Source organism: Streptomyces sp. T028, from assembly GCF_048159505.1.
Classification (GTDB): Bacteria; Actinomycetota; Actinomycetes; order Streptomycetales; family Streptomycetaceae; genus Streptomyces.
This window is the reverse complement of the sequence record NZ_JBLRVZ010000017.1, coordinates 73,601-98,126: the sequence shown is the minus strand read 5'-3', so window position 1 is coordinate 98,126 and position 24,526 is coordinate 73,601. Positions and strand designations below refer to the sequence as shown.

26 protein-coding genes are annotated in these 24,526 nt (G+C 69.1%); 6 read left to right on the top strand and 20 right to left on the bottom strand.

Annotated elements, in window-relative coordinates:
- Positions 1 to 47: 47 nt before the first annotated feature.
- Entirely contained in the window at positions 48 to 1,094 is a 1,047-nt protein-coding gene (locus tag ACLZN2_RS17580; protein WP_416979422.1) for a LacI family DNA-binding transcriptional regulator, read from the bottom strand.
- A 292-nt stretch (positions 1,095 to 1,386) separates the two neighbouring features.
- On the opposite strand from ACLZN2_RS17580, the gene ACLZN2_RS17575 reads away from it, so the two are divergent.
- Genes ACLZN2_RS17575 through ACLZN2_RS17565 form a run of 3 tightly spaced genes read left to right on the top strand, consistent with a single transcriptional unit; the run spans position 1,387 to position 4,513 of the window.
- The gene (locus tag ACLZN2_RS17575) at positions 1,387 to 2,538 is read left to right on the top strand and encodes a Gfo/Idh/MocA family protein (protein WP_416979421.1); all 1,152 of its coding nucleotides are present in this window, start codon (positions 1,387 to 1,389) and stop codon (positions 2,536 to 2,538) included.
- The gene (locus ACLZN2_RS17570; protein WP_416979420.1) at positions 2,535 to 3,686 is read left to right on the top strand and encodes a dihydrodipicolinate synthase family protein; all 1,152 of its coding nucleotides are present in this window, start codon (positions 2,535 to 2,537) and stop codon (positions 3,684 to 3,686) included. Before ACLZN2_RS17575 ends, ACLZN2_RS17570 begins: the two co-directional genes overlap by 4 nt.
- Positions 3,683 to 4,513 carry a sugar phosphate isomerase/epimerase family protein gene (locus ACLZN2_RS17565; RefSeq protein ID WP_416979419.1) on the top strand — a complete coding sequence of 277 codons (831 nt, stop codon included), beginning with the start codon at positions 3,683 to 3,685 and terminating at the stop codon, positions 4,511 to 4,513. The genes ACLZN2_RS17570 and ACLZN2_RS17565 overlap by 4 nt, the downstream gene beginning before the upstream one ends.
- Before the next feature lie 925 nt (positions 4,514 to 5,438).
- Here ACLZN2_RS17565 and ACLZN2_RS17560 read toward each other — a convergent pair.
- The 11 genes from ACLZN2_RS17560 to ACLZN2_RS17510 form a co-directional block, all read right to left on the bottom strand.
- Positions 5,439 to 6,017 carry a GNAT family N-acetyltransferase gene (locus ACLZN2_RS17560; protein WP_416979418.1) on the bottom strand — a complete coding sequence of 193 codons (579 nt, stop codon included), beginning with the start codon at positions 6,015 to 6,017 and terminating at the stop codon, positions 5,439 to 5,441.
- Between the two features lie 38 nt (positions 6,018 to 6,055).
- A complete protein-coding gene (locus ACLZN2_RS17555) occupies positions 6,056 to 7,093 on the bottom strand; it encodes a sugar-transfer associated ATP-grasp domain-containing protein (protein ID WP_416979417.1) in 1,038 nt (345 codons plus the stop codon).
- A 118-nt stretch (positions 7,094 to 7,211) separates the two neighbouring features.
- Positions 7,212 to 7,946: a hypothetical protein gene (locus ACLZN2_RS17550; protein ID WP_416979416.1), complete on the bottom strand. Its 735-nt coding sequence runs from the start codon at positions 7,944 to 7,946 to the stop codon at positions 7,212 to 7,214.
- Between the two features lie 12 nt (positions 7,947 to 7,958).
- Positions 7,959 to 8,504, bottom strand: coding sequence for a hypothetical protein (locus ACLZN2_RS17545; RefSeq protein WP_416979415.1), 546 nt, complete (start codon positions 8,502 to 8,504; stop codon positions 7,959 to 7,961).
- Between the two features lie 115 nt (positions 8,505 to 8,619).
- The gene (locus ACLZN2_RS17540) at positions 8,620 to 9,405 is read right to left on the bottom strand and encodes an MBL fold metallo-hydrolase (protein ID WP_416979414.1); all 786 of its coding nucleotides are present in this window, start codon (positions 9,403 to 9,405) and stop codon (positions 8,620 to 8,622) included.
- Positions 9,406 to 9,415: 10 nt separating this feature from the next.
- Positions 9,416 to 10,579 (bottom strand): hypothetical protein, encoded by a 1,164-nt coding sequence (locus ACLZN2_RS17535; protein WP_416979413.1) that lies wholly within the window; start codon positions 10,577 to 10,579, stop codon positions 9,416 to 9,418.
- Positions 10,576 to 10,971: a hypothetical protein gene (locus ACLZN2_RS17530; RefSeq protein ID WP_416979412.1), complete on the bottom strand. Its 396-nt coding sequence runs from the start codon at positions 10,969 to 10,971 to the stop codon at positions 10,576 to 10,578. Before ACLZN2_RS17530 ends, ACLZN2_RS17535 begins: the two co-directional genes overlap by 4 nt.
- A gap of 11 nt (positions 10,972 to 10,982) precedes the next feature.
- Positions 10,983 to 11,399, bottom strand: coding sequence for an NUDIX hydrolase (locus tag ACLZN2_RS17525; protein ID WP_416979411.1), 417 nt, complete (start codon positions 11,397 to 11,399; stop codon positions 10,983 to 10,985).
- A 154-nt stretch (positions 11,400 to 11,553) separates the two neighbouring features.
- Complete coding sequence (locus ACLZN2_RS17520; RefSeq protein WP_416979410.1) at positions 11,554 to 13,179, bottom strand: DUF6895 family protein; 1,626 nt, start codon at positions 13,177 to 13,179, stop codon at positions 11,554 to 11,556.
- Positions 13,180 to 13,282: 103 nt separating this feature from the next.
- Positions 13,283 to 13,489 (bottom strand): hypothetical protein, encoded by a 207-nt coding sequence (locus ACLZN2_RS17515; RefSeq protein WP_416979409.1) that lies wholly within the window; start codon positions 13,487 to 13,489, stop codon positions 13,283 to 13,285.
- Positions 13,490 to 13,623: 134 nt separating this feature from the next.
- Positions 13,624 to 14,019, bottom strand: a complete 396-nt coding sequence (locus ACLZN2_RS17510) for a VOC family protein (protein WP_416979408.1) — start codon at positions 14,017 to 14,019, stop codon at positions 13,624 to 13,626.
- A gap of 135 nt (positions 14,020 to 14,154) precedes the next feature.
- Between ACLZN2_RS17510 and ACLZN2_RS17505 the strand changes: the two genes are divergently transcribed.
- The gene (locus tag ACLZN2_RS17505; RefSeq protein ID WP_416979407.1) at positions 14,155 to 14,967 is read left to right on the top strand and encodes a class I SAM-dependent methyltransferase; all 813 of its coding nucleotides are present in this window, start codon (positions 14,155 to 14,157) and stop codon (positions 14,965 to 14,967) included.
- Positions 14,968 to 15,021: 54 nt separating this feature from the next.
- Positions 15,022 to 15,297, top strand: coding sequence for a hypothetical protein (locus ACLZN2_RS17500; protein ID WP_416979406.1), 276 nt, complete (start codon positions 15,022 to 15,024; stop codon positions 15,295 to 15,297).
- Positions 15,298 to 15,370: 73 nt separating this feature from the next.
- Here ACLZN2_RS17500 and ACLZN2_RS17495 read toward each other — a convergent pair whose 3' ends face one another.
- Positions 15,371 to 15,631, bottom strand: coding sequence for a hypothetical protein (locus tag ACLZN2_RS17495; RefSeq protein ID WP_416979405.1), 261 nt, complete (start codon positions 15,629 to 15,631; stop codon positions 15,371 to 15,373).
- Positions 15,632 to 15,815: 184 nt separating this feature from the next.
- Here ACLZN2_RS17495 and ACLZN2_RS17490 point away from each other — a divergent pair, with 184 nt between their 5' ends.
- On the top strand, positions 15,816 to 16,055 hold the full coding sequence (locus tag ACLZN2_RS17490; protein ID WP_416979404.1) for a GntR family transcriptional regulator: 240 nt from the start codon (positions 15,816 to 15,818) through the stop codon (positions 16,053 to 16,055).
- A 59-nt stretch (positions 16,056 to 16,114) separates the two neighbouring features.
- Here the strand turns inward: ACLZN2_RS17490 and ACLZN2_RS17485 are convergent, their stop codons facing one another.
- The 7 genes from ACLZN2_RS17485 to ACLZN2_RS17455 all read right to left on the bottom strand — a co-directional run bounded on the left by ACLZN2_RS17485 (position 16,115) and on the right by ACLZN2_RS17455 (position 24,354).
- On the bottom strand, positions 16,115 to 16,678 hold the full coding sequence (locus ACLZN2_RS17485) for an RICIN domain-containing protein (RefSeq protein WP_416979403.1): 564 nt from the start codon (positions 16,676 to 16,678) through the stop codon (positions 16,115 to 16,117).
- Positions 16,679 to 16,864: 186 nt separating this feature from the next.
- Complete coding sequence (locus tag ACLZN2_RS17480) at positions 16,865 to 18,100, bottom strand: esterase/lipase family protein (RefSeq protein ID WP_416979402.1); 1,236 nt, start codon at positions 18,098 to 18,100, stop codon at positions 16,865 to 16,867.
- Positions 18,101 to 18,397: 297 nt separating this feature from the next.
- Positions 18,398 to 18,787, bottom strand: a complete 390-nt coding sequence (rbsD, locus tag ACLZN2_RS17475) for a D-ribose pyranase (protein ID WP_416979401.1) — start codon at positions 18,785 to 18,787, stop codon at positions 18,398 to 18,400.
- On the bottom strand, positions 18,784 to 19,692 hold the full coding sequence (locus ACLZN2_RS17470; RefSeq protein WP_416979400.1) for a ribokinase: 909 nt from the start codon (positions 19,690 to 19,692) through the stop codon (positions 18,784 to 18,786). Before ACLZN2_RS17470 ends, rbsD begins: the two co-directional genes overlap by 4 nt.
- A 72-nt stretch (positions 19,693 to 19,764) precedes the next feature.
- Positions 19,765 to 21,741: a substrate-binding domain-containing protein gene (locus ACLZN2_RS17465; protein ID WP_416979399.1), complete on the bottom strand. Its 1,977-nt coding sequence runs from the start codon at positions 21,739 to 21,741 to the stop codon at positions 19,765 to 19,767.
- On the bottom strand, positions 21,731 to 23,299 hold the full coding sequence (locus ACLZN2_RS17460; protein WP_416979398.1) for a sugar ABC transporter ATP-binding protein: 1,569 nt from the start codon (positions 23,297 to 23,299) through the stop codon (positions 21,731 to 21,733). The genes ACLZN2_RS17465 and ACLZN2_RS17460 overlap by 11 nt, the downstream gene beginning before the upstream one ends.
- Positions 23,296 to 24,354 carry a LacI family DNA-binding transcriptional regulator gene (locus ACLZN2_RS17455; protein ID WP_416979397.1) on the bottom strand — a complete coding sequence of 353 codons (1,059 nt, stop codon included), beginning with the start codon at positions 24,352 to 24,354 and terminating at the stop codon, positions 23,296 to 23,298. The genes ACLZN2_RS17460 and ACLZN2_RS17455 overlap by 4 nt, the downstream gene beginning before the upstream one ends.
- Positions 24,355 to 24,526 lie beyond the last annotated feature (172 nt).

Genomic DNA, 24,526 nt, shown 5'->3' with positions numbered 1-24,526 from the left:
GAGAGACGGTCACCCCAACACGCCGGCCGCAGCCAGGAAACGGCAACCTACCCCCGCGGCCCCCCGGAGGACCCCCGCACCATCAACTCCCCCCGAACCGTCGCGATCCCCCCGGGCGGCGGCTCCTCCCGCCCCGTCGCGATCCGCCCGGCCCGCGCCCCCGCCTCCGCCAACGGCAACCGAACGGTCGTAAGCGAAGGCACCGCATCGATGCTGAACGGCAGATCGTCGAACCCGGCCACCGACACGTCGTCCGGAATCCGCAGCCCGGAATCCCGCAAGGCGGCGCACGCCCCCAGCGCGACGGAGTCGTTCGCGGCGACGACGGCGGTCAGGCTCGGATCCCGCCGCAGCAGCTCCAGCGTCGCCTCGTACCCCGCCCGCCGGTCGTACCGCCCGTGCACGGTCCACCGGGGATCCTCCTCGATCCCCGCGGCCTCGAGCGCCGCCCGGTGCCCTTCCAGCCGGTGCCGGGTCGTCGTCCGCTCCTCGGGCCCGGCGATGTACCCGAGCCGCCGGTGCCCGAGCCCGATGAGGTGCTCGGTCAGCTCCCGCCCGCCGCCACGGTTGTCGAAGGTGAGCGCGATCGCCGAGGTGTCCGGCGCCGGCGGCCGCCCGCACAGCACGATCCGCGTCCCCGACTCGCCCAGCCTGCGCAGCTTCGCCGCGACCGCCGCCGCGTGCGGCTCGTTCTCCATGGCCCCGCCGGTCAGCACCACGGCCGCGGCCCGCTGCCGCTGCAGCAGCGTGAGGTAGGTCAGCTCACGCTCCGGCGAACCCCCGGTGTTGCAGACCACCGCCAGCCGCTCGCCCCCGGCGCGCCCGCCGGGCCCCCCGATCTCCCCCTGAATCGCACTGGCCATGATCCCGAAGAAGGGGTCGGCGATGTCGTTGACCAGGATCCCCACCAGGTCGGAGGTGGCCGCCGCGAGCGAGCTCGCGGGCCCGTTCAGCACATAGTCCAGCTCGTCCACCGCCCGCAGCACCCGCTCACGTGTGGATGCGGCGACGGGATAGTTCCCGTTCAGCACGCGCGACACCGTCGCGGGCGAGACCTGCGCGCGGGCCGCCACGTCCGCCAGGGTCACCGTCATCTCGTCGTCCTCCGGTCACGCATCTCGTCGTACGTCCCCATACGTCCACGTACTCACACGTCCACGTAAGACAGCCCGGCCGCGGTCGCGGTTCCGGGCGTGTCGAGCAGACCCTAAGGCCACAACCCCCTGCTGTTCGCCCCCTCGAACAACTCGGGATGGACACGGTCTTGTCCGGACCACTGGTCAGAGGCTAGCTTCTTCTTGGATAGAAAGCGCTTGCTGTGACGCTGATCAGGAAGAGGCGTACGCGGCGCACACCACCGCGTACTACGCCTACGAAGGGACCGACGTGACACGCAAGACGGTGCGTATCGCCATGAACGGCGTGACGGGGCGCATGGGCTACCGCCAGCACCTCGTCCGCTCCATCCTCGCCCTGCGCGAACAGGGCGGACTCGACCTCGGCGACGGCACCGTGCTGTGGCCGGAACCGATCCTCGTCGGCCGCCGCGAGCACGCGCTCAAGGCGCTCGCCGAGCAGCACGGCCTGGAGCACTGGGCCACGGACGTCGACGAGGTCCTCGCCGACCCGACCGTCGACATCTACTTCGACGCCCAGGTCACCTCCGCCCGCGAGGAGGCGCTCAAGAAGGCGATCGCCGCGGGCAAGCACATCTACACCGAGAAGCCGACTGCCACCGGCCTCGACGGCGCGCTGGAACTGGCCCGCCTCGCGAACGCGGCCGGCATCAAGCACGGCGTCGTCCAGGACAAGCTGTTCCTCCCGGGCCTGCTCAAGCTGAAGCGCCTCATCGACGGCGGCTTCTTCGGCCGGATCCTCTCCGTCCGCGGCGAGTTCGGCTACTGGGTCTTCGAGGGCGACTGGCAGACCGCCCAGCGCCCCTCCTGGAACTACCGCTCCGAGGACGGCGGCGGCATCGTCGTCGACATGTTCCCGCACTGGGAGTACGTCCTGCACGAGCTGTTCGGCCGCGTGAAGTCCGTCCAGGCCCTCACCGCCACCCACATCCCGCAGCGCTGGGACGAGAGCGACAAGCCCTACGACGCGACGGCCGACGACGCGGCGTACGGCATCTTCGAGCTCGACGGCGGCGCCATCGCCCAGATCAACTCCTCCTGGGCCGTCCGCGTCAACCGCGACGAACTCGTCGAGTTCCAGGTCGACGGCACCGAGGGCTCCGCGGTGGCCGGCCTGCGCAACTGCCGCGTCCAGCACCGCTCGCTCACCCCCAAGCCGGTCTGGAACCCCGACATCCCGGCCACCTACTCCTTCCGCGACCAGTGGCAGGAGGTCCCGGACAACGGCGAGTTCGACAACGGCTTCAAGGCCCAGTGGGAGCTGTTCCTCAAGCACGTCTACGCCGACGCCCCCTACCACTGGGACCTCCTCGCCGGCGCCCGCGGCGTCCAGCTCGCCGAGCTGGGCCTGAAGTCCTCGGCCGAGGGCCGCCGCCTCGACGTCCCGGAGATCGCGCTGTGACCATCCAGCTGCCCGCCCCCGACGGCACGCTGCGGACGTACGAACCCCGCACCGAACCGCTCCAGCTGACCCCCGGCACCCCCTTCACGTCCCGTACGGTCTACTCGGCGGCGCACGTCGTGGCAGACCCGTTCGCGGACGCGACCCCCGATTCCCCCGCCGCGATCGACTGGGACGCCACCCTCGCCTTCCGCCGCCACCTGTGGTCGCACGGGCTCGGCGTCGCCGAGGCGATGGACACCGCCCAGCGCGGCATGGGCCTGGACTGGGCGTGCGCGGCCGAACTGATCCGCCGCAGCGCCGCCGAGGCGAAGGCGGTCGGCGGCCGCATCGCCTGCGGCGTGGGCACCGACCAGATCATCTCCGGTTCGCCGGCGGAGGTCCGGGCGGCGTACGAGGAGCAGCTCGCCCTCGTCGAGGCCTCCGGCGCCCAGACGATCCTGATGGCCTCCCGCGCCCTGGCCGCGGCCGCCTCCGGCCCCGAGGACTACCTCGAGGTCTACGGCCACCTCCTCCGCCAGGCCTCCGAGCCGGTGATCCTGCACTGGCTCGGCCCGATGTTCGACCCGGCGCTGGAGGGCTACTGGGGCACGTCCGACCTGGACGCGGCGACCGACACCTTCCTGGAGGTCATCGCCGCGCACCCCGACAAGGTCGACGGCATCAAGGTCAGCCTCCTGGACGCCCAGCGCGAGATCGACATCCGCCGCCGGCTCCCGCAGGGCGTCCGCTGCTACACCGGCGACGACTTCAACTACCCCGAGCTGATCGCGGGCGACGAGCAGGGCTTCAGCCACGCCCTGCTCGGCATCTTCGACCCGCTGGGCCCGCTGGCGGCGGAGGCGGTACGGCTCCTGGACACGGGCGACAAGGCCGGTTTCCGCGCCCTGCTGGACCCCACGGTCGACCTCTCCCGCCACCTCTTCCAGACCCCGACCCGCTTCTACAAGACGGGCGTGGTGTTCCTGGCCTGGCTGGCCGGCCACCAGACGCACTTCACGATGGTCGGCGGCCTGCAGTCGGCGCGCTCCCTCCCGCACTTCGCGCGCGCCTACGAACTCGCCGACCGCCTGGGCCTGTTCCCCGACCCGAAGCTGGCCGAGGACCGTATGAAGACCCTCCTCGCCCTGTACGGAGTGACGCAGTGAGCGATCTCGCGCGTTTCAGCATCAACCAGATGACGGTGAAGCAGCTGTCGATGCCCGAACTGGCCGCCGCATGCGGTGACTTGGGCGTGACGAACGTCGGTCTGTGGCGCGAGCCGGTCCAGACGTACGGCCTGGAGGCCACCGCCGAACTGATCCGCGACGCGGGTCTGACGGTCACCACCCTCTGCCGGGGCGGCTTCTTCACGGCGATCGACCCGGCCGAACGCACCAAGGCCCTGGACGACAACCGCCGAGCGGTCGAAGAGGCGGCGACCTTGGGCACGGAGGTCCTGGTCCTGGTCTCGGGCGGCCTCCCGCCCGGCTCCAAGGACCTCCACGGCGCCCGCGAACGCATAGCGGACGCCCTGTCGGTCCTGGGCCCCTACGCCGAACAACACGGCGTCAAGCTGGCCATCGAACCCCTCCACCCCATGTACGCCTCGGACCGCTGCGTGGTCTCCACCCTCACCCAGGCCCTGGACCTCGCGGAACGTTTCCCGGCCCACCAGGTCGGCGTGACGGTCGACACCTACCACATCTGGTGGGACGACCAGGCCCCCGCGCAGATCGCCCGGGCGGGTGCGGCCGGCCGTATCCACACCTTCCAGCTGGCCGACTGGACCACCCCCCTCCCGGAGGGCGTCCTCAACGGCCGCGGCCAGATCGGCGACGGCGCGATCGACATGCGCGAGTGGCTCGCGTACGTCGAGCAGGCCGGTTACACGGGCGCGATCGAGGTCGAGCTGTTCAACGACGGGTTGTGGGCGCGGGAGGGACGGGAGGTGCTCGCCGAGACGGCGGAGCGGTTCGTGACGCACACGGCGTAACGCCGGTCACCTGGCACGAGATCGGGTCGGCGTCAAGTGGAGAGTCGCGCTGTCAGTGTCATCCTGTACGATTCCCCGCCGCCACGTCGGCGTTGTGATCTACGCGCAGTAGATTGGGGCAATTCGGGCGGTGTGGTGTGTCATAAGTCACGATCTTCATTGTGACTTACGTCACTTTCACATGTGCACGAAATTTCTGAGCAGGTCGAACGCCGAGTTCTGGACCGGAACCGAAGATCCCGCTTGCGGCTCAACCTGTGGGCAAGTGTCGCGAACCACCTCGCGCGCAAGGCAGTATGGGGTCTGTCGCGCGGGAGGCGGTCAACCCTTGCCGTCCCGGTCGGCATCGCGCATGAAAAGGCGAGAGCCCCATCTCCGAAGCCGCCAAGCATGCAGAGATGAGGCCCTCTGGCAACACCAGTACGGGTTCACCCCGGCCTTCGGGCCGGGGTTTCCCTTTAGTGGCTCAGGAACTCCCGCACGATCTTGTAGATCGTGAAGATCGGTCCCAGCCAGCGGGCCTTGCTGTAGAGCCGGTCCGCCTTGTTGTTCTGGTGCCCCTCCGGCTGTGCAGCCATCGGGCCGCCCCCTTTCCGGGCCACGTTCGTGGACCCTGCAGGCCACCCACAACGTGCTGTGGACCTTCCGGGGAGCGGTGGTAGCCCAACACAGTACCCGGCACCACCGGCAACCACTGTGCGCGCATGTCGCCCCTGCGGACGACGCGCGACGCGGATGCATGGCACGGCGTGACCGACCGGACGGTCGGCATGCCACGGATGTGGCGATCAAGACAACTGCCTGCGCTTTCACAGGGGTCGGCCAGGGTACGGCGTGTCAGTTCCCGTGGCGTAAGTCGCGTAAATCACACTCCTGGGGTGACGTCAAGTGCGCCTATGTCGGTAGACACAGGTCACGGATGACATCACTTCTTCCTGCTCTCGGCCGCATGCCGGGCGACAGCGGCATCTTGTCGGTCATCTCCGTTCAGGAGGCGACCCGTTCGGCAGCTGCGGGCGAGTACCGGACCAGCGTCCTCTTCACAGCTGTGGCCGACGATCACAAAGCCGCGCGCGAGGTGCCACACAAGGCCGGGCAGGGCTTCGTCATCGACCGACATCGGGGTTCCCTGTCCCAGGATCTCGATGCTGACAGCAGAGGTGTCCCCGCCGCAGAGGACGAGGCGGCGGGCGTAGAGCATGCCGCCGATGCCCATCCCGCGGAATCCCGGAAGGACTTCGGACGAGCACAAGTACACGCTCATGGAGTGGGCCGGCGTCCCGTCCAGGTCCACATAGTCGTGCCGGCGCCTCCTGTGCCAGGAGGTGCAGCCGATCACCTGATCCCGGTACAGGGCGCAGAGGTACGTCTGACCGCCGGCCGGACGGCGGGATTCCTGGATGGGGCCGAGGCTGTCGAGGGTGGCCCGATCCACGAACGAGCGGAACGCGGTCGACCGCGGGTCGTCGAGCCGCTCGATGCGGACCTCGGCCTTGTCGATCACCGTTCCCCCAGCTCCAGCCCCGGGCCCGCTGCCGTGCCCTACCAACCGGCCCGGAAACGCGTCGTCCTGAACTCCTCCAACATGGCCCTCCCTGGCAACAACTGAGGCACGTTCATGCCCCAGTTCGGGTTGCCTTCCAGGACGAAGGGGCCGCGATCCGACAACCCCACGTCCCAGCCGACCGATCCGACGCAGGGGAACAGGTCGTGCGCCTCGGTGCACATGCGCCGCATGGCCTTCGCCCGGGACAGCGGAAGGACGTAGGCGCACGGGCCCCGGTTTGCGCCCTGCGAGTCCAGCCCGTCCCCGCAGGAACCGTCTTCGTGGACCACGTGCGCGGTACCGCCCTGTCTGCGGTTGGCTGCCACCGCTCCGGGCCCGCCGCGAAACAGAACCATTCCCGCCACTTCCGCACGTCCCCGGAGCCTGGAGGTGACCACCCTCATCGTCGGCAGGGCGGTGTCACCCGACGCCGCGAACCAGTCCTCCGGCCCGAGCAGTTCCTCGGCCACCAGCCGACCGGAGCGGACGAGGTCCTCCAGCGCGGGTTCTCCCGACCTCGGCCCATGGCCCGACCGGGCGACCCACACGGACTCGCCCTGCAGGCCGTAGCGGTCCTTCAGCATCCAGTACGTTCCGTGCGGGACGGCCTGCTGGGAGAGCACCAGGCAGCCCGGGGTGACGTCCTCTCCTCCCACCCACACCTTCGTCGCCGCGCCGAGCGGCGTCTGAAGAGGAACCTCGATCCCCGCGGCTTTGAGAAGGCGGTTGCACTCCGCCTTGTCGTTGACGAGCGCGGCCGCCACAGCGCAGTTGTTCCAGTCGCGGTACTCGGTACGGCGTGCTCTCGGCACCACCGCGCCCAACATGACGAGTTCCCGCCGGCCGCATGTGCGCAGCGCTGCGATGTCCCGGCTGTCGCAGCTCGTGCGCAGTGCCACGAGCATGGCGTCGCGGAGCAGGTGGTCCTCGCGTATGGCCCGCCGGTCGCGCCACACGTCCACCGCGCCCTTCACGCCGTACAGGACGGAGCGCAGCGCCCGGCCCGTGGTTCCGGTGCCGGTCGTCGCGGTCATGACGGCCCCCAAGGTCATACGCGGCGCGGTCACCGGCGTCAACTGCCCTCGATGTGCCCCGCACACGAAGCGGGCGGCAAGCACCGACGGCAACGCACGAGTCGGCGACACGGGTGCGCTAGTCATGGGTCATCTCACGTGATCGTTCCAGCTCCACGTCGGACCAACTGCGCAGGACCCGGTTCCTGACCGTCCGTGCCCTCGCCGCCTCGAACTCCGCCACCGCGCGGGCGACCGGGCTCGGACCCGGCGGGGCTTTCCCGGTGTCCAGGAACTCGCGGAGCTCGCTCAGGCTGGTGCTGTCCAGGCCGGACCGGACGAACGCCTCGTAGTTCGGACGGAGGAAGCGCGCCGGGTTGCCCACCACGAGCTGCCCCGTGCCCACCGTGCGGGTCACCACTGCGGCCATGCCGGCGAAGGACCAGTGGCCCATCACCGTTCGGGGGTGTAGCAAGGCGCCGATGCCCAGACCGCTCCAGTCGAGCATGACGCTGTGGCCGCCCACGACGCAGTTGACCGACAGGGTGACATGGGAGCCGATGCACGAGTCGTGGGCGAGCAGGCTGTTGGCGCCTATGGAACTGTCGTCGCCGAGGGTCGTGGCCCGGCCGACCGGCGCGTGCATGACGGAGTGTTCACCGAAGTAGTTGCCGGAGCCGATACCGACGACGCCGGTTCTCCGCAGGCCGGCGCCTTGCCGATGTGTCTGGCGGCATTGTCCGCCGATGACCGAGTACGCGCCGAAGAAGTTGTCGTCCCCTATGACCGCCGGGCCGGAGATCACCACGCCGTGCTCGAAGGTGTTCCGCCTGCCCATCGCGACGTCGCCGATTATCGTCGGCTCCTCGGCCATAGCGGCTGCCTCTCACCAATCGGAAACGTCCAGGGCTTTGCGCACCTCGCTGGTGCACGTTCTGATCAGGTCGATCGTCTCGTTCCGCAACGCGGGTTTCAGCCGGGGCTCGGAGCGCCGCCACTCGGTGACGATCTCGCCGAAGCCGTCCCTGCGGGCGTGGTCGGGCAGACACTCGTAGGACCAGAGCGAAACGTCCCAGCCGGTCGCGCGCAGCGCCAGGTACTCCTCGGCGATCTTCCGCCAGCGCTCCGCGTAGAAGACGGCGTACCAGGAGTCGGGGCCGCCGTACCCGTCGGCGATGTCTCCGTGCCGGTCGGGCTCGCACATAGAGCGGTAGGCCGCCGCGGGTTCACGCAGGAGGAAGACGATGCGTCGCCGGGGGGTGTGCCGCAGAAGCTGCTGCTCCGCCCAGGTGCTCAGGACGGCGGTCGTGGCCGGGGTGGCGGCGAGTCGGTCGAGGTAGTGCCGGATGCCCGCGATGCCGGTGGCGTCCATCGTGAAGCCCTCGGCCCGCCGGGTGAACTCGTCGCGCTGTGCCGCACGGCCCTGTTTCACCCAGTAACGGTGGTGAATGATGTCAGGCTTGTTGTGGACGGTCAGGCCGCCTCGCGCCAGGGCATGTCTGAGGTAGGTCGAGCCGGAGCCCCCCATGCTGCAGAAGACCACTGATTCAGACGAGTGCAAGGCGATCACCGTCCGCGAGGATGCGTACCTCGGCCCCGCATCCCCGGAAGGCATCGAGTACCTCCTCCTCCTCGGACGGCGGGAATCCGATGTGTGTCAGCAGCACCACCTCCAACGACGCCAGCTTGCGCACCAGCTCGGCGATGTCCGTGGCACCTGCGTGCCCGGCGTTTCCGGACAGGCCGCCGCCACAGTCGACGACGAGGGCCCGCACCGAATCGTCCAGCGCACTCACCAGACGGTCGTCACAGACGGCGTCCCCGGAGAACACGGTGTCGAGCACTCGGTAACCGAGAGCCTCGGTGTCCCCGTGCGTGACGGGAAACGCGCTGACGCGCAGTCCCGCGACGCTTTCGAGGTCGTCGGCGCGGTCCGCGTCGGCCGGCCGCCAGTCGATGCGGGGGGCATTGCGGCGCTCCTCCAGACCGAAGGGCGCGAGCAGCGACCTCGCGATGCGGATCGTCTCCGGAGTGCCGTGGACGGAGAGCGGCTCCTCGCGGAACAGTCCCAGCATCCACAGAGAGTGGATCAGGCTGGGGAGGCCGTAGACGTGGTCGACATGGCCGTGTGTGAGGTAGAGATGACGGAGGACCCCGGGGTCGAGACCGCGGCGCAGGATTTCGTGTGCGGGGCTGCCGCTGCAGTCGATGGCCAGGAGCGAGCCTCCGGTTTCGATCAGGTACGACGCGTTGGCCCGCGCCGCGTTCGGCTTGGCCGATCCGCTCCCCAGTACGTGAACCGTGCCCATGGCGTGCTGTCGTTCTTCGTTCACTTCCGTCCCTTCACCTTTCCTCTTCGAGTTCCTGCCAGTTGCGGACACTGGAGTTGCGCTCGGCGAACAGCCGCTCGACGTCCAGTGACCGGCGGCCTGCCTCCACCGCTTCGCGCAGCGCCTTGACCCGTTTGCGGATGCTTCTTCGTTCGAGACCGCCCCGGAAAATCGGGGTCATGGTGTGCAGAAGCACCGGATCGCTGACCGCGGTGGCGTATGCGTAGGCCACGCGCGGTTCGACGCCGCCCGTCAGCGCCGGCAGGCTGGCCCTTCTGCCGCTCCTCCTGCTCAACAACGGCATGATGGCTTCGTAGAGGGTCACGCTGTGCAGCGCGGGCACGCTCAGCAGCCCTATGTTGACCACGTCGCCGCCCATGGCATGGATCATCGAGGCATAGGCGGACTGGCTCCAGGAAGTGCGGCCCGAGGGGTATGAGGTGAGGGTGTAGGCGAAGATCGGCACGTTCCAGGCCCGTAGGTATTCGAAGACCGAGAACCCCATGGCCACCGGGCACAGACGGATGCCGATCGTGACGTTGGGGACCTGTGGCTGCAGTGTCGTGGCGATCTTCTCGACGAGCCGGACCGCGTAGTCGAGTCTGCTCGTCGCGTTGAAGAAGAGGGTGACCGGGCGGTCCGCCGTCGTCTCCTCGGCCACGGCGGCGGCCCGTGTGGTCAGTTCATGGTCGTTCACGTTCAGACTGAGGTCGGTGATGACCTGCACACCAGCTCGTACCAGAGTGCGGCTCACGTCGTCCCAGGCCTGACGGGCGGCCGTCTTCGGTACGGGCACCGAGAGCCATGGCGCGGGACTGGCGGAGCCGTCCAGGAGACTGGTCCCTCGGGCCGGGCCGGGGAAGAACGTGTCGTCGCCGAGGAAACCGAACGCGCTCAGCGTCATGCTCTTGATGGCGGGATCGCGGAAGCTCGTTCCGCCGAGCAGGGCGACCAGCCCCGCCGAGCCGCGCTCGGCCATGCCGAAGGATTCGAGTTCCAGGTCGATACTGAGCGACAGCCTCAGGTCGTCCTGTGTGCGGTTTGTGCGGTAGGTCATGTCGATCCCGACCTGGCTGTCGGTGCGGTGTGCCAACAGTCCGGCCCGGACGGTGGCCACGATCCGGTCCACGTGCGAGGACGGGGCGAGGACGAGGTCGTACTCGAGTCGCAAGGTCATGCCGACTCGATGGGGCCGACGAGTGCCCAGAGCACGGTGGTGGTCGTGGTGACGTTGATCGCCACCGCCCATGAGCCCAGATCGGTGTAGTGGGCCGCGGCGGTCGCGACGACGAACGCGGCAAGCGCGAACGCCGCTGCGAATTGGAACCGTACCGAGCGACGCCACATGCGCGCGTTTCCTCCAGGCGTTTCGGATCTCACCGATGTGCGTAACGTGGCCAGAGCCACGAAGACCGTGGTGGCAGTGCCGTCGAACTGGGAGAGCAGCCCCATGACGGTGGAGTCGCGACTGATGGACAGGCGCTCCGTCGCCTCGTGCACGCCGAGGGTCGCCAGGATCATCAGCAGAACGGGCGCCCACAGCACGCGCGCATAGAACTTGATACGCACCTCCGGTCGTGCTAGTAGGACCGGACGAACGGGCCGCTCGTGTCGAGTGCGTCACGGACCCTGAGCGCTCGCAGCGGTGGCATCACCGCACAGGCCTCCTGCGGGGTCATCCACACGACATCCGAAGCCTCGTCCGAAACGCTCGGCTCGCCCTTCCGCACGTCACAGAGGAAGGCGAGGGATATCGTCCGACGAGGGATGTTCTTGTAGACGCCGGTCAGTCTTACGGGCCGCACGGTTACGCCGGTTTCCTCGAGGACCTCGCGGACAAGAGCCGACTCCAGTCCTTCGCCGATCTCCAGCAGTCCCCCCGGCGGTACCCAGGTGCCGTCGTCCACACGCTTGATGGCAAGGAGGCGGCCGTCGCCATTCAGGACGATGCCGGTGACGCTGACAGCATGAAGCGGTACCGCGAGGTCGGAATCCACAGACGCTCCCCAACAGTCTTTCGCATTCTAGCGAGTTATGACTTGCGTCACGCAAGACGCAAGACGCAAGACGCAAGACGCAAGTGCTGCGGGAGGGACGCCCGTTGCTCTGGAAGTCTTTGGAAGCCCGTGTAACCCTGTTCTGGGACCGCGCTCACCGGTGCCGGGCTGGACGAGCTGCGGCCGCGAGGGCTGTTACCGCGCTTCGGCTCCAGGCGTACTGGGCCTGGTCGCGTGTCGTCGGGTCGTCGCAGGCGGGGTATCCGAAGGCCCCTGTCGTGTTCTGCTGTGCGATGAGGAAGGAGACGGCGTCCAGGGTGATGCGGTGCCGGCCCCATCCTTCCTGGGCGAGGGCGCGGATGGTGGCCGCGAGCCGGCCGAGGTGGTAGGTCTTTCTGGCTTCGCACAGGGAGACAGCGGCCTGGAGAGGGTAGCCGGGTCGTTCGTGCGGCGCGGTCTGGCGGGGGATGGCGGCGGCAGCAGACGGGCTGAGGAAGCCGAGTCCGATCAGCCGGTGCACATTGTCCGAGACGTCGGCGGGGATGCTGTCGAGTGAGCCGACCACGTCGGCTGTGGCTTTGAGGAAGTGTTCCAGGGAGGGGCAGCCGGTTCCCGCCGCGCGGAGGGCCAGGGCGAACTCTCCCGCGACTTCCATGCCCTGTTCCTGCCAGAAGGCAGGGGCCGAGTCGGCGAGGCTCGCCGCATAGTGTTCGAGTGCGGGCCGGACGACGTGGTGTTCGCCGATCGCGGCGGCCCCGACAGCGGCGGCCGTGACCCCGGCGAGCCCCACGTGTGGGTCTTTCCTCATGCTCTCGTCGCACAGCCACTGAACTGCGTGCCTGAGGGGCGCTGTCAGGGGGACGTCCGTGGCCGGCAGGTCCGGGCGTGGCCTGGCGAGGCGTCGGGGGCTTCGCTCGAGGAGACCGGCCAGGGCGGCGACGATGGTGGTGTGGTACCCCTCCGCCCAGTGGCGGAAGTCGGCGTTGTCACTGTCCAGTCCGGGGTGGAGGATCCCTTCGGGCCCGTTCACGCGCCCGTTGTCCTCCTGGACTGATTCCAGGAACTCCCAGGCGCGGTGTGCTGCTTCGGAGTCGGTGACGCCGAGGCAGTACAGGCAGCACAACAGCTCCCCGACCAGGTCGGCGTTCGTGCGTGCCTCGGCCAGGACGAGGAGCGCTTCGAGGAGTTCGACGGCCTCGCCGGGGCTGTAGCCGCGGGGCCATACAGGCTCACGCCGGCCGAAGTCCGTGACGTAGAACAGCGTGTGAGTGATGGCGTAGACGTCACGGTCGGCCAGTTTGAGGACATTCGGACGCCTGCACAGAATGCTGAACGGCAGAACCGTGTCCATGGCGGACAGATCGTGTTCGATGCCGCACAGGTACAGGGTGTGGAGCAGATCCAGTTGCCGATAGGGAACCCGCTCGAACGCCGCCGCGTATCCGCCGCCCGAGGCTTGCTGGACAACGCGCCGGAATTCCGGGTCCTCACGGCCGCAGAGCCGCAGTGCGGCGTATGTCCCCGCATACAGCAGGAGAGCTGTTTCGTCCCGCGCGACCATTTCCCGGTAGGAGGGCTGCCGGGCGACGTCCTCGACCTGTTCAAGGATTTCCGCATAGTCACCGGAAAGAGGCGCGTCGTCGAGGCGGGCACGCAACCCCACCAGAAAAGCCGTCTCGATCAGGGCTTTGCGGGTGAACAGTACGGTGTCCGGCTGGGCGTTGCGCGGGTCCAGCAGGGCCCGGCGCGCAGCGAGCCAGGCAACGGCCCGGTCCTCCACCGCGCGCCTTCGAGATGACCGGACGCCGGGTTCCTCTGTTTCCACCGTGATCCTCCCGGCAGTCACCTTGTTTCAGCGAGTCAGCAGGTCAGATGCCCGCAGGTCAGATGTCCGCGGGCGCCGCGACGTCGGCCACTTCGCTGGCGACGACCAGCACGTAGCGTTCCCAGGCCAGTACGTAGCCTGCGACATCGTCCAGCTGGCTGACCTGACCGACCACGCGCTCCAGGGGAAGGCTGAGATCGACCAGACCACTGGATCTGAGGAAATCCAGTGCTTTGCGCGCGTCAATCGGCGGTGGACAGGACATGGCGTTCCTCCTGTTCGGAGACCAGCATTTCCCCTCTACTGTCGTGCCATTCTCCATGGCAATGGAATATGCATGCCGTAACTCATACAGTCACACTTGAAGCCCAAGGGTCGAGTTGGGTGCCCGCTCAAGGCCTAGTTCTGCGGTGCCAGGGTGCGCACGACGTCGAACTCGTTGCCCTCGGGGTCGGCCATGACCACCCAGTTACGGTCTGGGCCCTGGCCCACGTCTGTCCTGGTGGCGCCGAAACCGAGCAGTCTGGTCACCTCGTCCTCGGTGCTGCCGTCGATCGGGCTGACGTCGAGGTGAAGCCGGTTCTTGACGGTCTTGCCCTCGGGCACACGGATGAACACCAGGGTGGGCGGCATCTGGCGGGCCCGGACATCCTCGACGGTCGGCACCCAGGAGCCGATCTCGACCTTGCCCTCGCTCCGGTCGATCACCTTGAAGTCCAGGACCTCGCACCAGAAGGCCGCGAGCCTCTCCGGATCGTGGCAGTCAACGGTCAACTCGGTGAACCTGCTTGTCATGACTCCCCCAGATAGTGCGGACAGGGCTCAGAGTATGCGACCTGTCCGAGCATGCGGCGGGGAACGATACGACTTGCCGAGCGGCCCGCCCGAAGTCAGGGTGCGCCAGTCCGCCTTCGCGTATCGTCCGGGTTCATGGGTGACCTGGCAGGGCGCTGGCGGGAGTTGAACAAGGCCTATTGGGACGAGCGGGTGCCTATTCATCTGGGCACTGCCTTCTACGGCATGGAGGGGTTCCGCGCCTGGCCCGATTCGCTGAAAGGCTTTGAGACAGCCGAGGTGGGGGATGTCAGGGGCCGGAGCCTGATCCACCTGCAGTGCCACTTCGGCCGGGACACGCTGTCCTGGGCGGTACGAGGAGCACAGGTCACCGGGCTGGATTTCTCTCCGCCCGCAGTCGAAGCGGCTTCACGACTCGCGGCCGAACTCGGCATCGACGCACGCTTCCTGACCGCGGACGTCTATGACGCGGTCTCGGCGGTCGAGGGGGAGACGTTCGACATCGTCTATGCCAGCTTCGGGGCGCTGAACTGGCTTCCCGACATCAGCCGCTGGGCGTCGGTGGTCGCTGAACTGCTCGCTCCCGCAGGGTGCCTGTACCTTGCGGAGTTCCATCCCTTCAGCTTCGTCCTCGACGACGAGACCGGAAGCACGGTCACGCACGACTACTTCGATGAGGGTCCGGAAGCCTCGGGAGGCCCCGGCACCTACGCGGACGAGTCGGCGACGACCGAGCACAACGAGACCGTCGAGTGGCGCCACAGTCTCTCGACCGTTGTCTCGGCGATCGCCGGAGCCGGCCTACGAATCGAGTTCCTCCACGAGCACGACCACACCTTCTACCTCCAACGCCAGTCGCTGGAGCGCCACGACGGCGATATCTACCGACATCCTGAAGGCGCTCCGCGGATCCCCCTCACCTATTCGATCCGCGCCGCAAAAGCTTGAGCCACTCGAGGTGGCCTCATCCTGAAATCTCGGCAAGCGGACAAAGGAGTAAGCATGATCGCAAGGGTGGCCGTTTGGGAACCGATGCCGACAGACGACCGTGACTGGGTGCTGGAGGCCGCCGCCGGCGTGCCGGGTGTCCACGGCACGTATCACCTCATTGATCCTGCGACGGGCAATGGGCTGTCGATCGCCTTCTTTGAGGACGAAACCGCAGCTCAAGCGGCACGGCAGGCGATCGAGAAACGTGCCGGGGAGATCGGCTGGAACAACACCCCGCACCCGGCACCCGCCTCCCAGACGATCTACGACGTCATCCGGCACGCGTAGCCCGGCGCTTGTCGGCGGTAAGTCCCGAGGGCCCCGGCGCCGGGACACTTCCAGCGCCGGGGGCCCCTCTGTCTCACTGCTCTCTGTCCGCCGCCATGATTCCGACGCATTCCTCGAGTGCCGTGTGCAACGCCGGTACGAAGGCGGCGAGTTCGGTGTCCGAGGACCTGCCTCCCTCCAGTACGGCACCGACGACCGTCACGAGGACGGCGGCGGCCTTCAGAGCGTGCGCGTCGGCCAGTTCCTCGAGGAAACCGCCGGGCCGCGCGACCACGAACGCCTCCTTGCCGGTCGCGGGGTCGACGCCGACGCTACGGAATCTCCTCCCGCTCATGCGGCGGCCTCCGACGGGAGGTGCGTCCGACGCGCGGGTGCGGGCGGAGAGACGGTCAGAAACGGTGGCGCGTCGAGGGCGCGGTGCGCTCCGCGAGGCGGCAGGAAGAGGCTCAGGATCGCGGCCAGTAACCTGCGCACAGGTCGACTCCTTCTAGTCGGCTCAGCCCCGGCCGCCGCAGTACGTGTACGAACAGCTCGCCGCGATCATCGAACGGAAGATTCGTTCCGGCGCGTATCCGCCGGGCACTCGGCTGCCTGGCGAACTGACCATGACGCATGAGTACAAGGTCGGTCCGGGGACGGTCCGCCGCGCCCTGGACATTCTTCGGGACCGGGGGTTGGTGGTGACCGTACGAGCAAGGGGGTCGTTCGTGGCCGACCCCCTGCCGCCCGCCCCCGAGGCCGCCGCGCCTCCCGCCTAGGAGGCGTCAGGGAAGGCGAAGGGCCCGGTCCGCCGACCGGGCCCCTCGACATCGACGTACTAGCCCAGCTTCCAGTGCTGGTACGGGCCGCCGTTGCAGCCGAGCATGTAGGCGCTGCCGGTGCCGTCGGCGTCCAGGCAGTTGGCGAGCGGCATGTCCCTGAGCTCGACGTCGTTCCAGCCCGAGCCCTTCGCCTGCCACAGCTGGGAGGCGTCGCCACCGTTGCAGGGGAGCGTGACAAGACCCAGCTGCTGGCTCAGGCATGTGTTGGTCGCCGTGTGACGGACCATCACGACGTCATAGCTGGCGTGGTAGACGATCTCCACCTGCCACTGCTGCCATTGGTTCCCCGACTGGCAGGGGTTCGTGTAGACGTCCCCCCTGCCGCCCTCGTCGGCGGGGCCGCCGTCGAGGCAGCGTCCGGTCGCCAGGCTGCTCAGGTGGGCCGGCCCGAGGGTGGGCACCGCCGCCGACGCGGCGCTCGTGCCGAAGAACGAGAACATCAGGCTCAGGCCGGCGGCGAAGGCCGCCGCCCAGCCCCGGAACGCGAAACGCCCCAGACCGCGGGGGCGGGCCGACGCCCACGCCCACACCTTGTCCGAAGTGCCTGCGTCTAACGCCACTTTATTCAGCATGCTGTGATTTCTCCGCTTTGCCGTCTCTACGAGTTCTGTGGCGGGCCTGTGTCGCGAACCGCCACGGCCGGAGTCAACCACTCGCGGATTGCCTTGCTGTTGTCCCCGCTCGGCCAGGACAGAGGGCTTCGGCCATGCCCCCTGTCCTGGTCACGGCACACCGTCAGACCGTGGCTAGAACCGGGCCATCAGCCAGGTGCACAGTTCCTCGGTCGGGAGGGTGTGCGGGGTCGTCGTGGGCGAGCAGTGGAACTCGTCCACGCCGCTCTGGGAGGGGTCCAGGCCGTCGACCCTCGCGTACAGGTCCTCCTGTCGCGCGAAGTCCAGGATGTCGACCGCGCTGACCGACGGGACGAAGCACACGTGCGGGTGCCGCAGGTCTGCCTCGCCGCCCGCCTCGATCATCGCGTTGGCGAGGATCTCGTACGTCGCGAGCGTGCCGCCCGGTGCGCCGTCCAGCTCGGGGAAGCCGCTGGTCGTGATGGTCCGCTCGGTCGCCGGGAACTTCCGGTTCAGGTAGGCGACCGTCACGTCGTCGCCCTGCGCCTGGGCGTAGAAGGTGGTGCCGGGGTAGCGGACGTCGAGCCGCAGCGTCACCTCGCCGGGCTCGACGTCGGGCAGCCCGATGCCGTCGCCGCGGCCGTTGGCGACGGCCAGCTTGCGCGGGATCCGCGGCCACTGGCCGACCCGGTCCAGCTCGTTGAGCAGCGCCGTGCGCTCGGGGGCCACCCCGATCTTCTGGGTGGTCTTGTCGTAGTGCTGCCACAGCATCTGGCGCGCGGCCGGGCTGTTCATCTGCTGCGTGAAGGGATGGGGTTTGAGGTCCAGGCCGTACGGGAGCAGGTACGCGAACGCCTGGACGCCGACGGGGATGGAGGCACCGCGGTGCGGGGTGTCGAACGAGAAGTACACGCCGGTCTGGTGCTCGTCCTCGTGGAAGTCGGTCTCCATCCGGGCGAGGGTGTAGCGCGCGATGAGGCCGCCCATGCTGAAGCCGCCGACGATCAGCCGCTCGTTGCCGCTGCGACGGGCGATGGCCTCACGGATGGTCCCCTCGACCGCCTTCGAGTTGGTCATGATGGAGTCGGTGCGGTTGTCGAAGCCGAGCAGGACGACGTCCTTGCCGCGTCGGCGGAGTTCGCTGATGAGGGGGTAGTCCTCGCCCTCCAGGAACTCGTAGAGCTCCTTGAGCTTGCTCTTGCCGTGGTTGAAGCCGTCGGCGATGATCACCGGCCGGGTGAGGGTGCTCTTGTCGTTGCCGTCCTCGTCCTTGCCGTGGAAGACCCAGGTGAATCCCTTGTCGACGGTCCACTCCTCGTCGATGTCCGGTATCTCTACCGGGTGGGAGGGGGAGTCGAGCGGGTCGCCGATGGTGAACGGCGTGACGGGGGCCTCGGTCGTTTCGGACACGGTCGTACTCCTCGTGGGTGGGGGAGGGGGGGACGACAACATCATGTGTCACATTTCGGGCAAATCGCCTGTCGGAAATTTCTTGAGGCGTTTCTGGAAGCCGTGCAACCCTTGCCGGCCCTCGCATGTCGTACATGGCGTCGGGACTTCTGGAGGGGGATCTGGGGGGATCGCGGGGGTTTCGACAGTTGGAGGGGGTAAGCCGAGGGGCCTGGTCGACGGACCGGGCCCCTCGAAGCATGTCGCGGCGCTTCCACCGCGTTCCGTGGCGTTTCCGCAGCTCAGCGGTTCACCGGTTCAGAAGAACACCCCGCACCGCAGCAGCACGTTCGCGTACGGCCGTGCCTCGCCCGTGCGGACCACCAGCCGCGCGCCCGCCGACAGCTTCTTCAGTTCCTCGTGCGAGACGTACGCCAGTCGGGTGAAGTGCCCCGCCAGCAGCCCCGCCGCCGCCGGATTCGCCTCCCGTACCTCGGAGGCCGCCGTCGCGCCTTCGACGACCAGTTCCTCCAGCAGGCCCTCCACGACCTCCGCGAAGGACGGCACCCCGGCCCGGAAGGCGAGGTCGACCACGCGCGGCCCGGCCGGGATCGGCATACCGGCGTCGCACACCAGCACCCCGTCCCCGTGCCCCAACTCGGCCAGCGCCCCGGCGAGATGACGGTTGAGGATCCCGGCCTTCTTCACAGCGCGTCGACCTCCTCCGCCGTCGGGAACGACTCCTGCGCACCCCGCCGGGTCACCGCCACCGCCCCCACCCGTGCCGCGTACGCCGCCGCCTCCGCGAGGGACGCGCCCGCGCCCAGCTTCCACGCCAGCGCCGCCGTGAAGGAGTCACCCGCGCCCGTCGTGTCCACGGCGTTCACCTTCACCGACGGCACCCGTTCCACACCGCCCTCCGCCGACGCCACCAGCGCGCCCTCCGCGCCCAGCGTCACCACCACCGACCGGGGCCCCTTCGCGAGCAGCAGCCGCGCCCAGTCCTCGGGCCCGGACGTCTCGTCGTACGCCTCGCCCAGCAGCACCTTGGCCTCGTGCTCGTTGACGATCAGCGGGTCGCAGGCCGCGAGCAGTACGGCGGGCAGCGGGCGTGGCGGGGAGGGGTTCAGCACGAAGCGGCTGCCCGGTGCCAGGCTCGCCGCCAGCGCCACGACCGTCTCCAGCGGGATCTCCAGCTGCGCCGACACCACCCGGGAGGTGCGGACGAGGTCGGCTGCGGCGCCTGCGTCCGCCGGTGTCAGCCGGCCGTTCGCGCCCGGCGACACCACGATGCTGTTGTCGCCCGACGGGTCCACGGTGATGAGCGCGACCCCCGTCGGCGCCCCGCCCACCAGCACGCCCGCCGTGTCGACCCCGGCCGCCCGCTGCGAGTCGAGCAGCAGCCGGCCGTACGCGTCGTCGCCGACCCGGGCCAGCAGGGCCGTACGGGCCCCGAGACGTGCGGCCGCGACGGCCTGGTTGGCGCCCTTGCCGCCGGGGTGGACGGCCAGGTCGCCGCCGAGCACCGTCTCCCCGGCGCCGGGACGCCGCTCGACGTCGATCACCAGGTCGGCGTTGGCCGACCCTACGACCAGCAGGTCGTAGTCGTACATGAAACAACTCCCCTGATACGTGGCTCAGGGCGGGCGGCCCCCGCGAGGGTGACCGCCCGCCCACTCACCTGGTCAGCCGCTGAACCCGGCCACGTTCTCCTTCGTGACCACCTTCACCGGCACCTTCACCGTCTCCTCCACCTTCTTGCCCTGCACCGCCCGCAGCGCGTTGTCCACGGCGATCCTGCCCAGCTGCGACGGCTGCTGCGCGACGGACGCGTACAGCGTCCCCCCTTCAACGGCCTTGAGCCCGTCCGGGGTTCCGTCGAAGCCCACGACCTGGACCGACGTGCCGGCCTTGGAACCCAGCGCCTTGATCGCGCCGAGCGCCATCTCGTCGTTGGCGGCGATGACACCCTGGACGTCCGGGTGCGCCTGGAGCAGGTTCGACATGACGTCGAGGCCCTTGGTGCGGTCGAAGTCGGCGGGCTGCTGGGCCACGACCTGGATCCCGGGGTAGGCCTTGAGGCCCTTCGCGAAGCCCTCCGCGCGCTCCCGCGCCGCCGAGGTGCCCGCCTGGCCCTGGAGGATCACGATCTTGCCGCTGCCGCCCAGCTTCTCGGCGACGGTCTTGGCGGCGAGCTCACCGCCGGCCACGTTGTCGGAGGCGACGAGCGCGTCCACGGTGGCCTTGTTGACGCCGCGGTCGACGGCGATGACCGGGATCTTCGCCTTGTCGGCGGCGTTCACCGAGTTGCTCGCCGCGTCCGAGTCCACCGGGTTGACGATGATCGAGTCATAGCCGGAACTGGTGAAGTTCTGCAGCTGGTTGGCCTGCTGCGAGGCGTCGTTCTGCGCGTCGGTGACGGTGAGGTCCACACCGAGCCGTCGGGCCTCCGCCTTCGCGCCCGACTGGATCTGCACGAAGAACGGGTTGTTGAGGGTGGACAGCGCCAGACCGACCTTCGGCTTCGCGGCCGCGGAGGACGAGCCGTCGTGCAGGAAGGAGGTCGCGCCGACGATCGCCACGGTGACGACCGCCGCGAGACCGTACGTCGCCGCCTGCCGGGCCTTGTTCCCGCCGTTTCCGCCGTTCCCGCCGAACCCGGCACCGGCCGCCATCGGGGTCGCCCCGGCCTTGCGGCGGACCGTGTCCAGCAGCACCGCGAGCGCGATGACGACACCGATGACGACCTGCTGCCAGAACGCGGAGACGTTCAGCAGGTTGAGGCCGTTGCGCAGCACCGCCAGGATCAGCGCGCCGATCAGCGTGCCGGACGCCTTGCCCGTACCGCCGGCCAGCGAGGCGCCGCCGATGACGACTGCGGCGATCGCGTCCAGCTCGTAGCCGTCGGCGGCCTGCGGCTGCGCGGAGGACAGCCGGGAGGCGAGCACGATGCCCGCGACGGCCGCGAACACACCGGACAGCGCGTAGATCGCGAGCTTCTGCCGCGGCACCCGCAGCCCGGAGAGGCGGGCCGCCTCCTCGTTGCCGCCGATCGCGTACATCGAACGCCCGATGTACGTCCGGCCCAGCACGAACGCCGCGATCAGCCCCATGACGACCATGACCAGCACGGGCACCGGCAGCCAGCCGCTGAGCGTGTCACCGAGGTGCGAGACGGAGTCGGGGAAGGCGATCGGGGAGCCCTCGGAGATCACCAGCGACAGACCGCGCGCCACCGACAGCATCGCGAGCGTGGCGATGAACGGCGGCAGCTTGCCGTACGCGATGAGGAAACCGTTCACCAGACCGGCCGCGATGCCCGTCACCACGGCGAGGACGACCGCTGTCGCCACCGGTACGCCGTGCTGGGTCGCGCTCCACGCCAGCACGGTGGCCGACAGCGCGGCGACCGAACCGACCGACAGGTCGATGCCCGCCGAGACGATCACGAAGGTCACGCCGAAGGCGAGGATGGCGGTCACGGCCGCCTGGACACCCACGTTGAGCAGGTTGTCGGTGGTCAGGAAGTCGCCCGACAGCGCCGACATGGCGATGACGAGGGCGGTCAGCGCGGTGAGCGCGCCGTTGTCGAGGAGCAGTCGGCGGACCGCCGCGGCGCCGCCGCCGGCGCCCGTCGTGCTCTTGAGCGTGTCAGCGGCCACGGCCGGCCTCCGTTTCACTGGAAGAAGACGTCGAGGGAGTAGAGGGAGTAGAGGAAGTAGAGGAAGCAGAGGGGTTGCTTACCGCGAGGGCCATCACGGAGTCCTGCGTGGCCTGGTCCGCGGTCAGTTCGCCGGCGATCCGGCCCTGTGCCATCACCAGCACCCGGTCGCTCATGCCGAGCACCTCGGGCAGATCGCTGGAGATCATCAGAACGGCGGCACCCTGCGCGGTGAGTTCGTTGATCAGCTGGTAGATCTCGACCTTGGCGCCGACGTCGATGCCGCGCGTCGGCTCGTCGAGGATCAGCACCTTGGTGTCGGCGAGCAGCCACTTGCCGATGACGACCTTCTGCTGGTTGCCGCCGGACAGCGTGCGTACCTGCTGGTGGAGCCCGGCCATCCGCACCCCGAGCTGCCCGGCGATCCGCTCGGCCGCAGCGTGCTGGCCTTTGAGGTCGACGAGCCCGCCGCGGGTCGCGGCCCGCAGGGTGACCAGGCCGAGGTTCTCCTCCACCGACTGGTCGAGCACCAGGCCCTGGCCCTTGCGGTCCTCGGGGACGAGTCCGATGCCGGCGGACATGGCCGCGTTGACGTCGTCCTTCGCGACCGGCGCGCCGGAGACCTTCACAGCGCCCTTGTCGTACGGGTCGGCCCCGAACACCGCCCGGACGACCTCGGTACGGCCCGCGCCGACGAGCCCGGCGATGCCGACGACCTCACCGGCGTGCACCTCGAAGCTGACGTCGTGGAAGACGCCGTCCCGGGTGAGACCTTCGACGGACAGCAGTGCGGCGCCCTTGTCGGCACGCTCCCTCGGGTACTGCTGCTCGATGGAACGGCCCACCATGAGCCGTACCAGCTCGTCCTCGGGCGTGGACGCGGGCACCTGCCCGACGCTCCGGCCGTCGCGGATCACGGTCACCCGGTCGCCGAGGGCGGCGATCTCCTCCAGGTGGTGCGTGATGAAGACGATCCCGACGCCGTCCTCGCGCAGCGTGCGCACGATCGCGAAGAGCTTCTCGACCTCCTCGGAGGTGAGCACGGCGGTCGGCTCGTCCATGATCAGCACGCGCGCGTCCAGGCTCAGCGCCTTGGCGATCTCGACCATCTGCAGGCGAGCGATGCCGAGTTCGCGCACACGCGCGCGTGGCGACACGTTCACGCCCACGCGCGCGAGGAGCACCTCGGCGTCGGCCTCCATCTTCTTGCGGTCGATCATCCCGAAGCGGCGCGGCTGCCGTCCGAGGAAGATGTTCTCGGCGACCGTCAGATCGGGTACGAGGTTGAACTCCTGGTAGATCGTGGCGATCCCGAGGCGCTCGGCGTCCTGCGCGCCGTGGATGCGCACCTCCTCACCGCCGGCCAGGATCCGCCCGGCGTCGGGGCGGTAGGCGCCGGAGAGCATCTTGATGAGGGTGCTCTTGCCCGCGCCGTTCTCACCGAGGAGTACGTGCACCTCGCCCCGGCGCAGGTCGAAGTCGACGCCGTCGAGCGCGACCACCCCGGGGAAGGTCTTGCGTATGCCTTCGATGCGCAGCAACTCGTCCGCGTTGCTCACGACTGGCTCCTGTTCGTTGCGGGTGACTCCGAAGAAGTCGGTGGCTCGGGGGTCTCGGAAGTCGGTGGCTCGCCGCACGACCGGCGTACGACGAGACGGGCGGCGAGGGTGACGGACTGCGGGGGCCGTCCCTCGATGCGGTCGACCAGGGCCCGTACGGCGGCCCGGCCCAGTTCGCCCGTGGGCTGGGCGATCGCGGTGATCGGCGGATCGGTGTGCACGAACCAGGGGATGTCGTCGAACGCGGCCAGGGCGATGTCGTCGGGAACACGCAGCCCACGCGCGCGTACGGCGTCCAGCGCGCCCAGCGCCATCAGGTTGTCCGCGGCGAACACGACCTCGGGCGGCTCGGGCAGGTCGAGGAAGCCGTCGGTGACCCGGCGTCCGCTCTCGGCCTGGAAGTCGCCCTGCCCCGTGTAGGCGTCCGGGAGCGGAAGCCCGTACTCCGCCAGGGCCTCGCGGAAGGCCTCGACGCGCTCGCTGCCGGTCGTGGTGGCGGCGGGGCCCGCGATGATGGCGAGCCGCCGGTGCCCGAGCCCGTGCAGATGCGCCACGAGGTCCCGTACGGCGGCCCGTCCGTCGGCCCGCACCACCGGCACGTCGACACCCGGGATCCACCGGTCGACGAACACCATCGGCGTGCCCGCGCGCGCGGCGTCGAGCATCAGCGGCGAGCCGCCGTCGGTGGGGGAGACGAGCAGACCGTCGATCCGGCGGTCCATGAGGGTCCGTACGTGGTGGTCCTGGAGGGCGGGCCGTTCGTCGGCGTTGCCGATGATCACGCTGTAGCCGAGCGCGCGGGCCTCCTCCTCCACGGAGCGGGCCAGCTCGGTGAAGTACGGGTTCATCACGTCGCTGATGACCAGACCGAGGGTGCGGGTCTGGTCGGTGCGCAGCGACCGGGCGACGGCGTTCGGGCGGTAGCCCAGGGTCTCGACGGCGGCAAGCACACGCGTGCGTGCGTCCTCGCTGACCGACGGATGGTCGTTCAGGACGCGCGACACCGTGGCGACGGAGACCCCCGCCTCGGCGGCCACGTCCTTGATGCTCGCCATCGCCGCTCCACCTCCTTGTGGACTCGGTTCATGAAGTGCGTGCGTGCGTGGAATCGATTACATTCCTCGCGTACGGAGGATTGGAATCGATTACACGGCGGGATGCAAGACCCCGAGACCGGATCGTGATGCCAGGGGGCCGGTGACCTCGTCCGACACGCGCACACGAAAG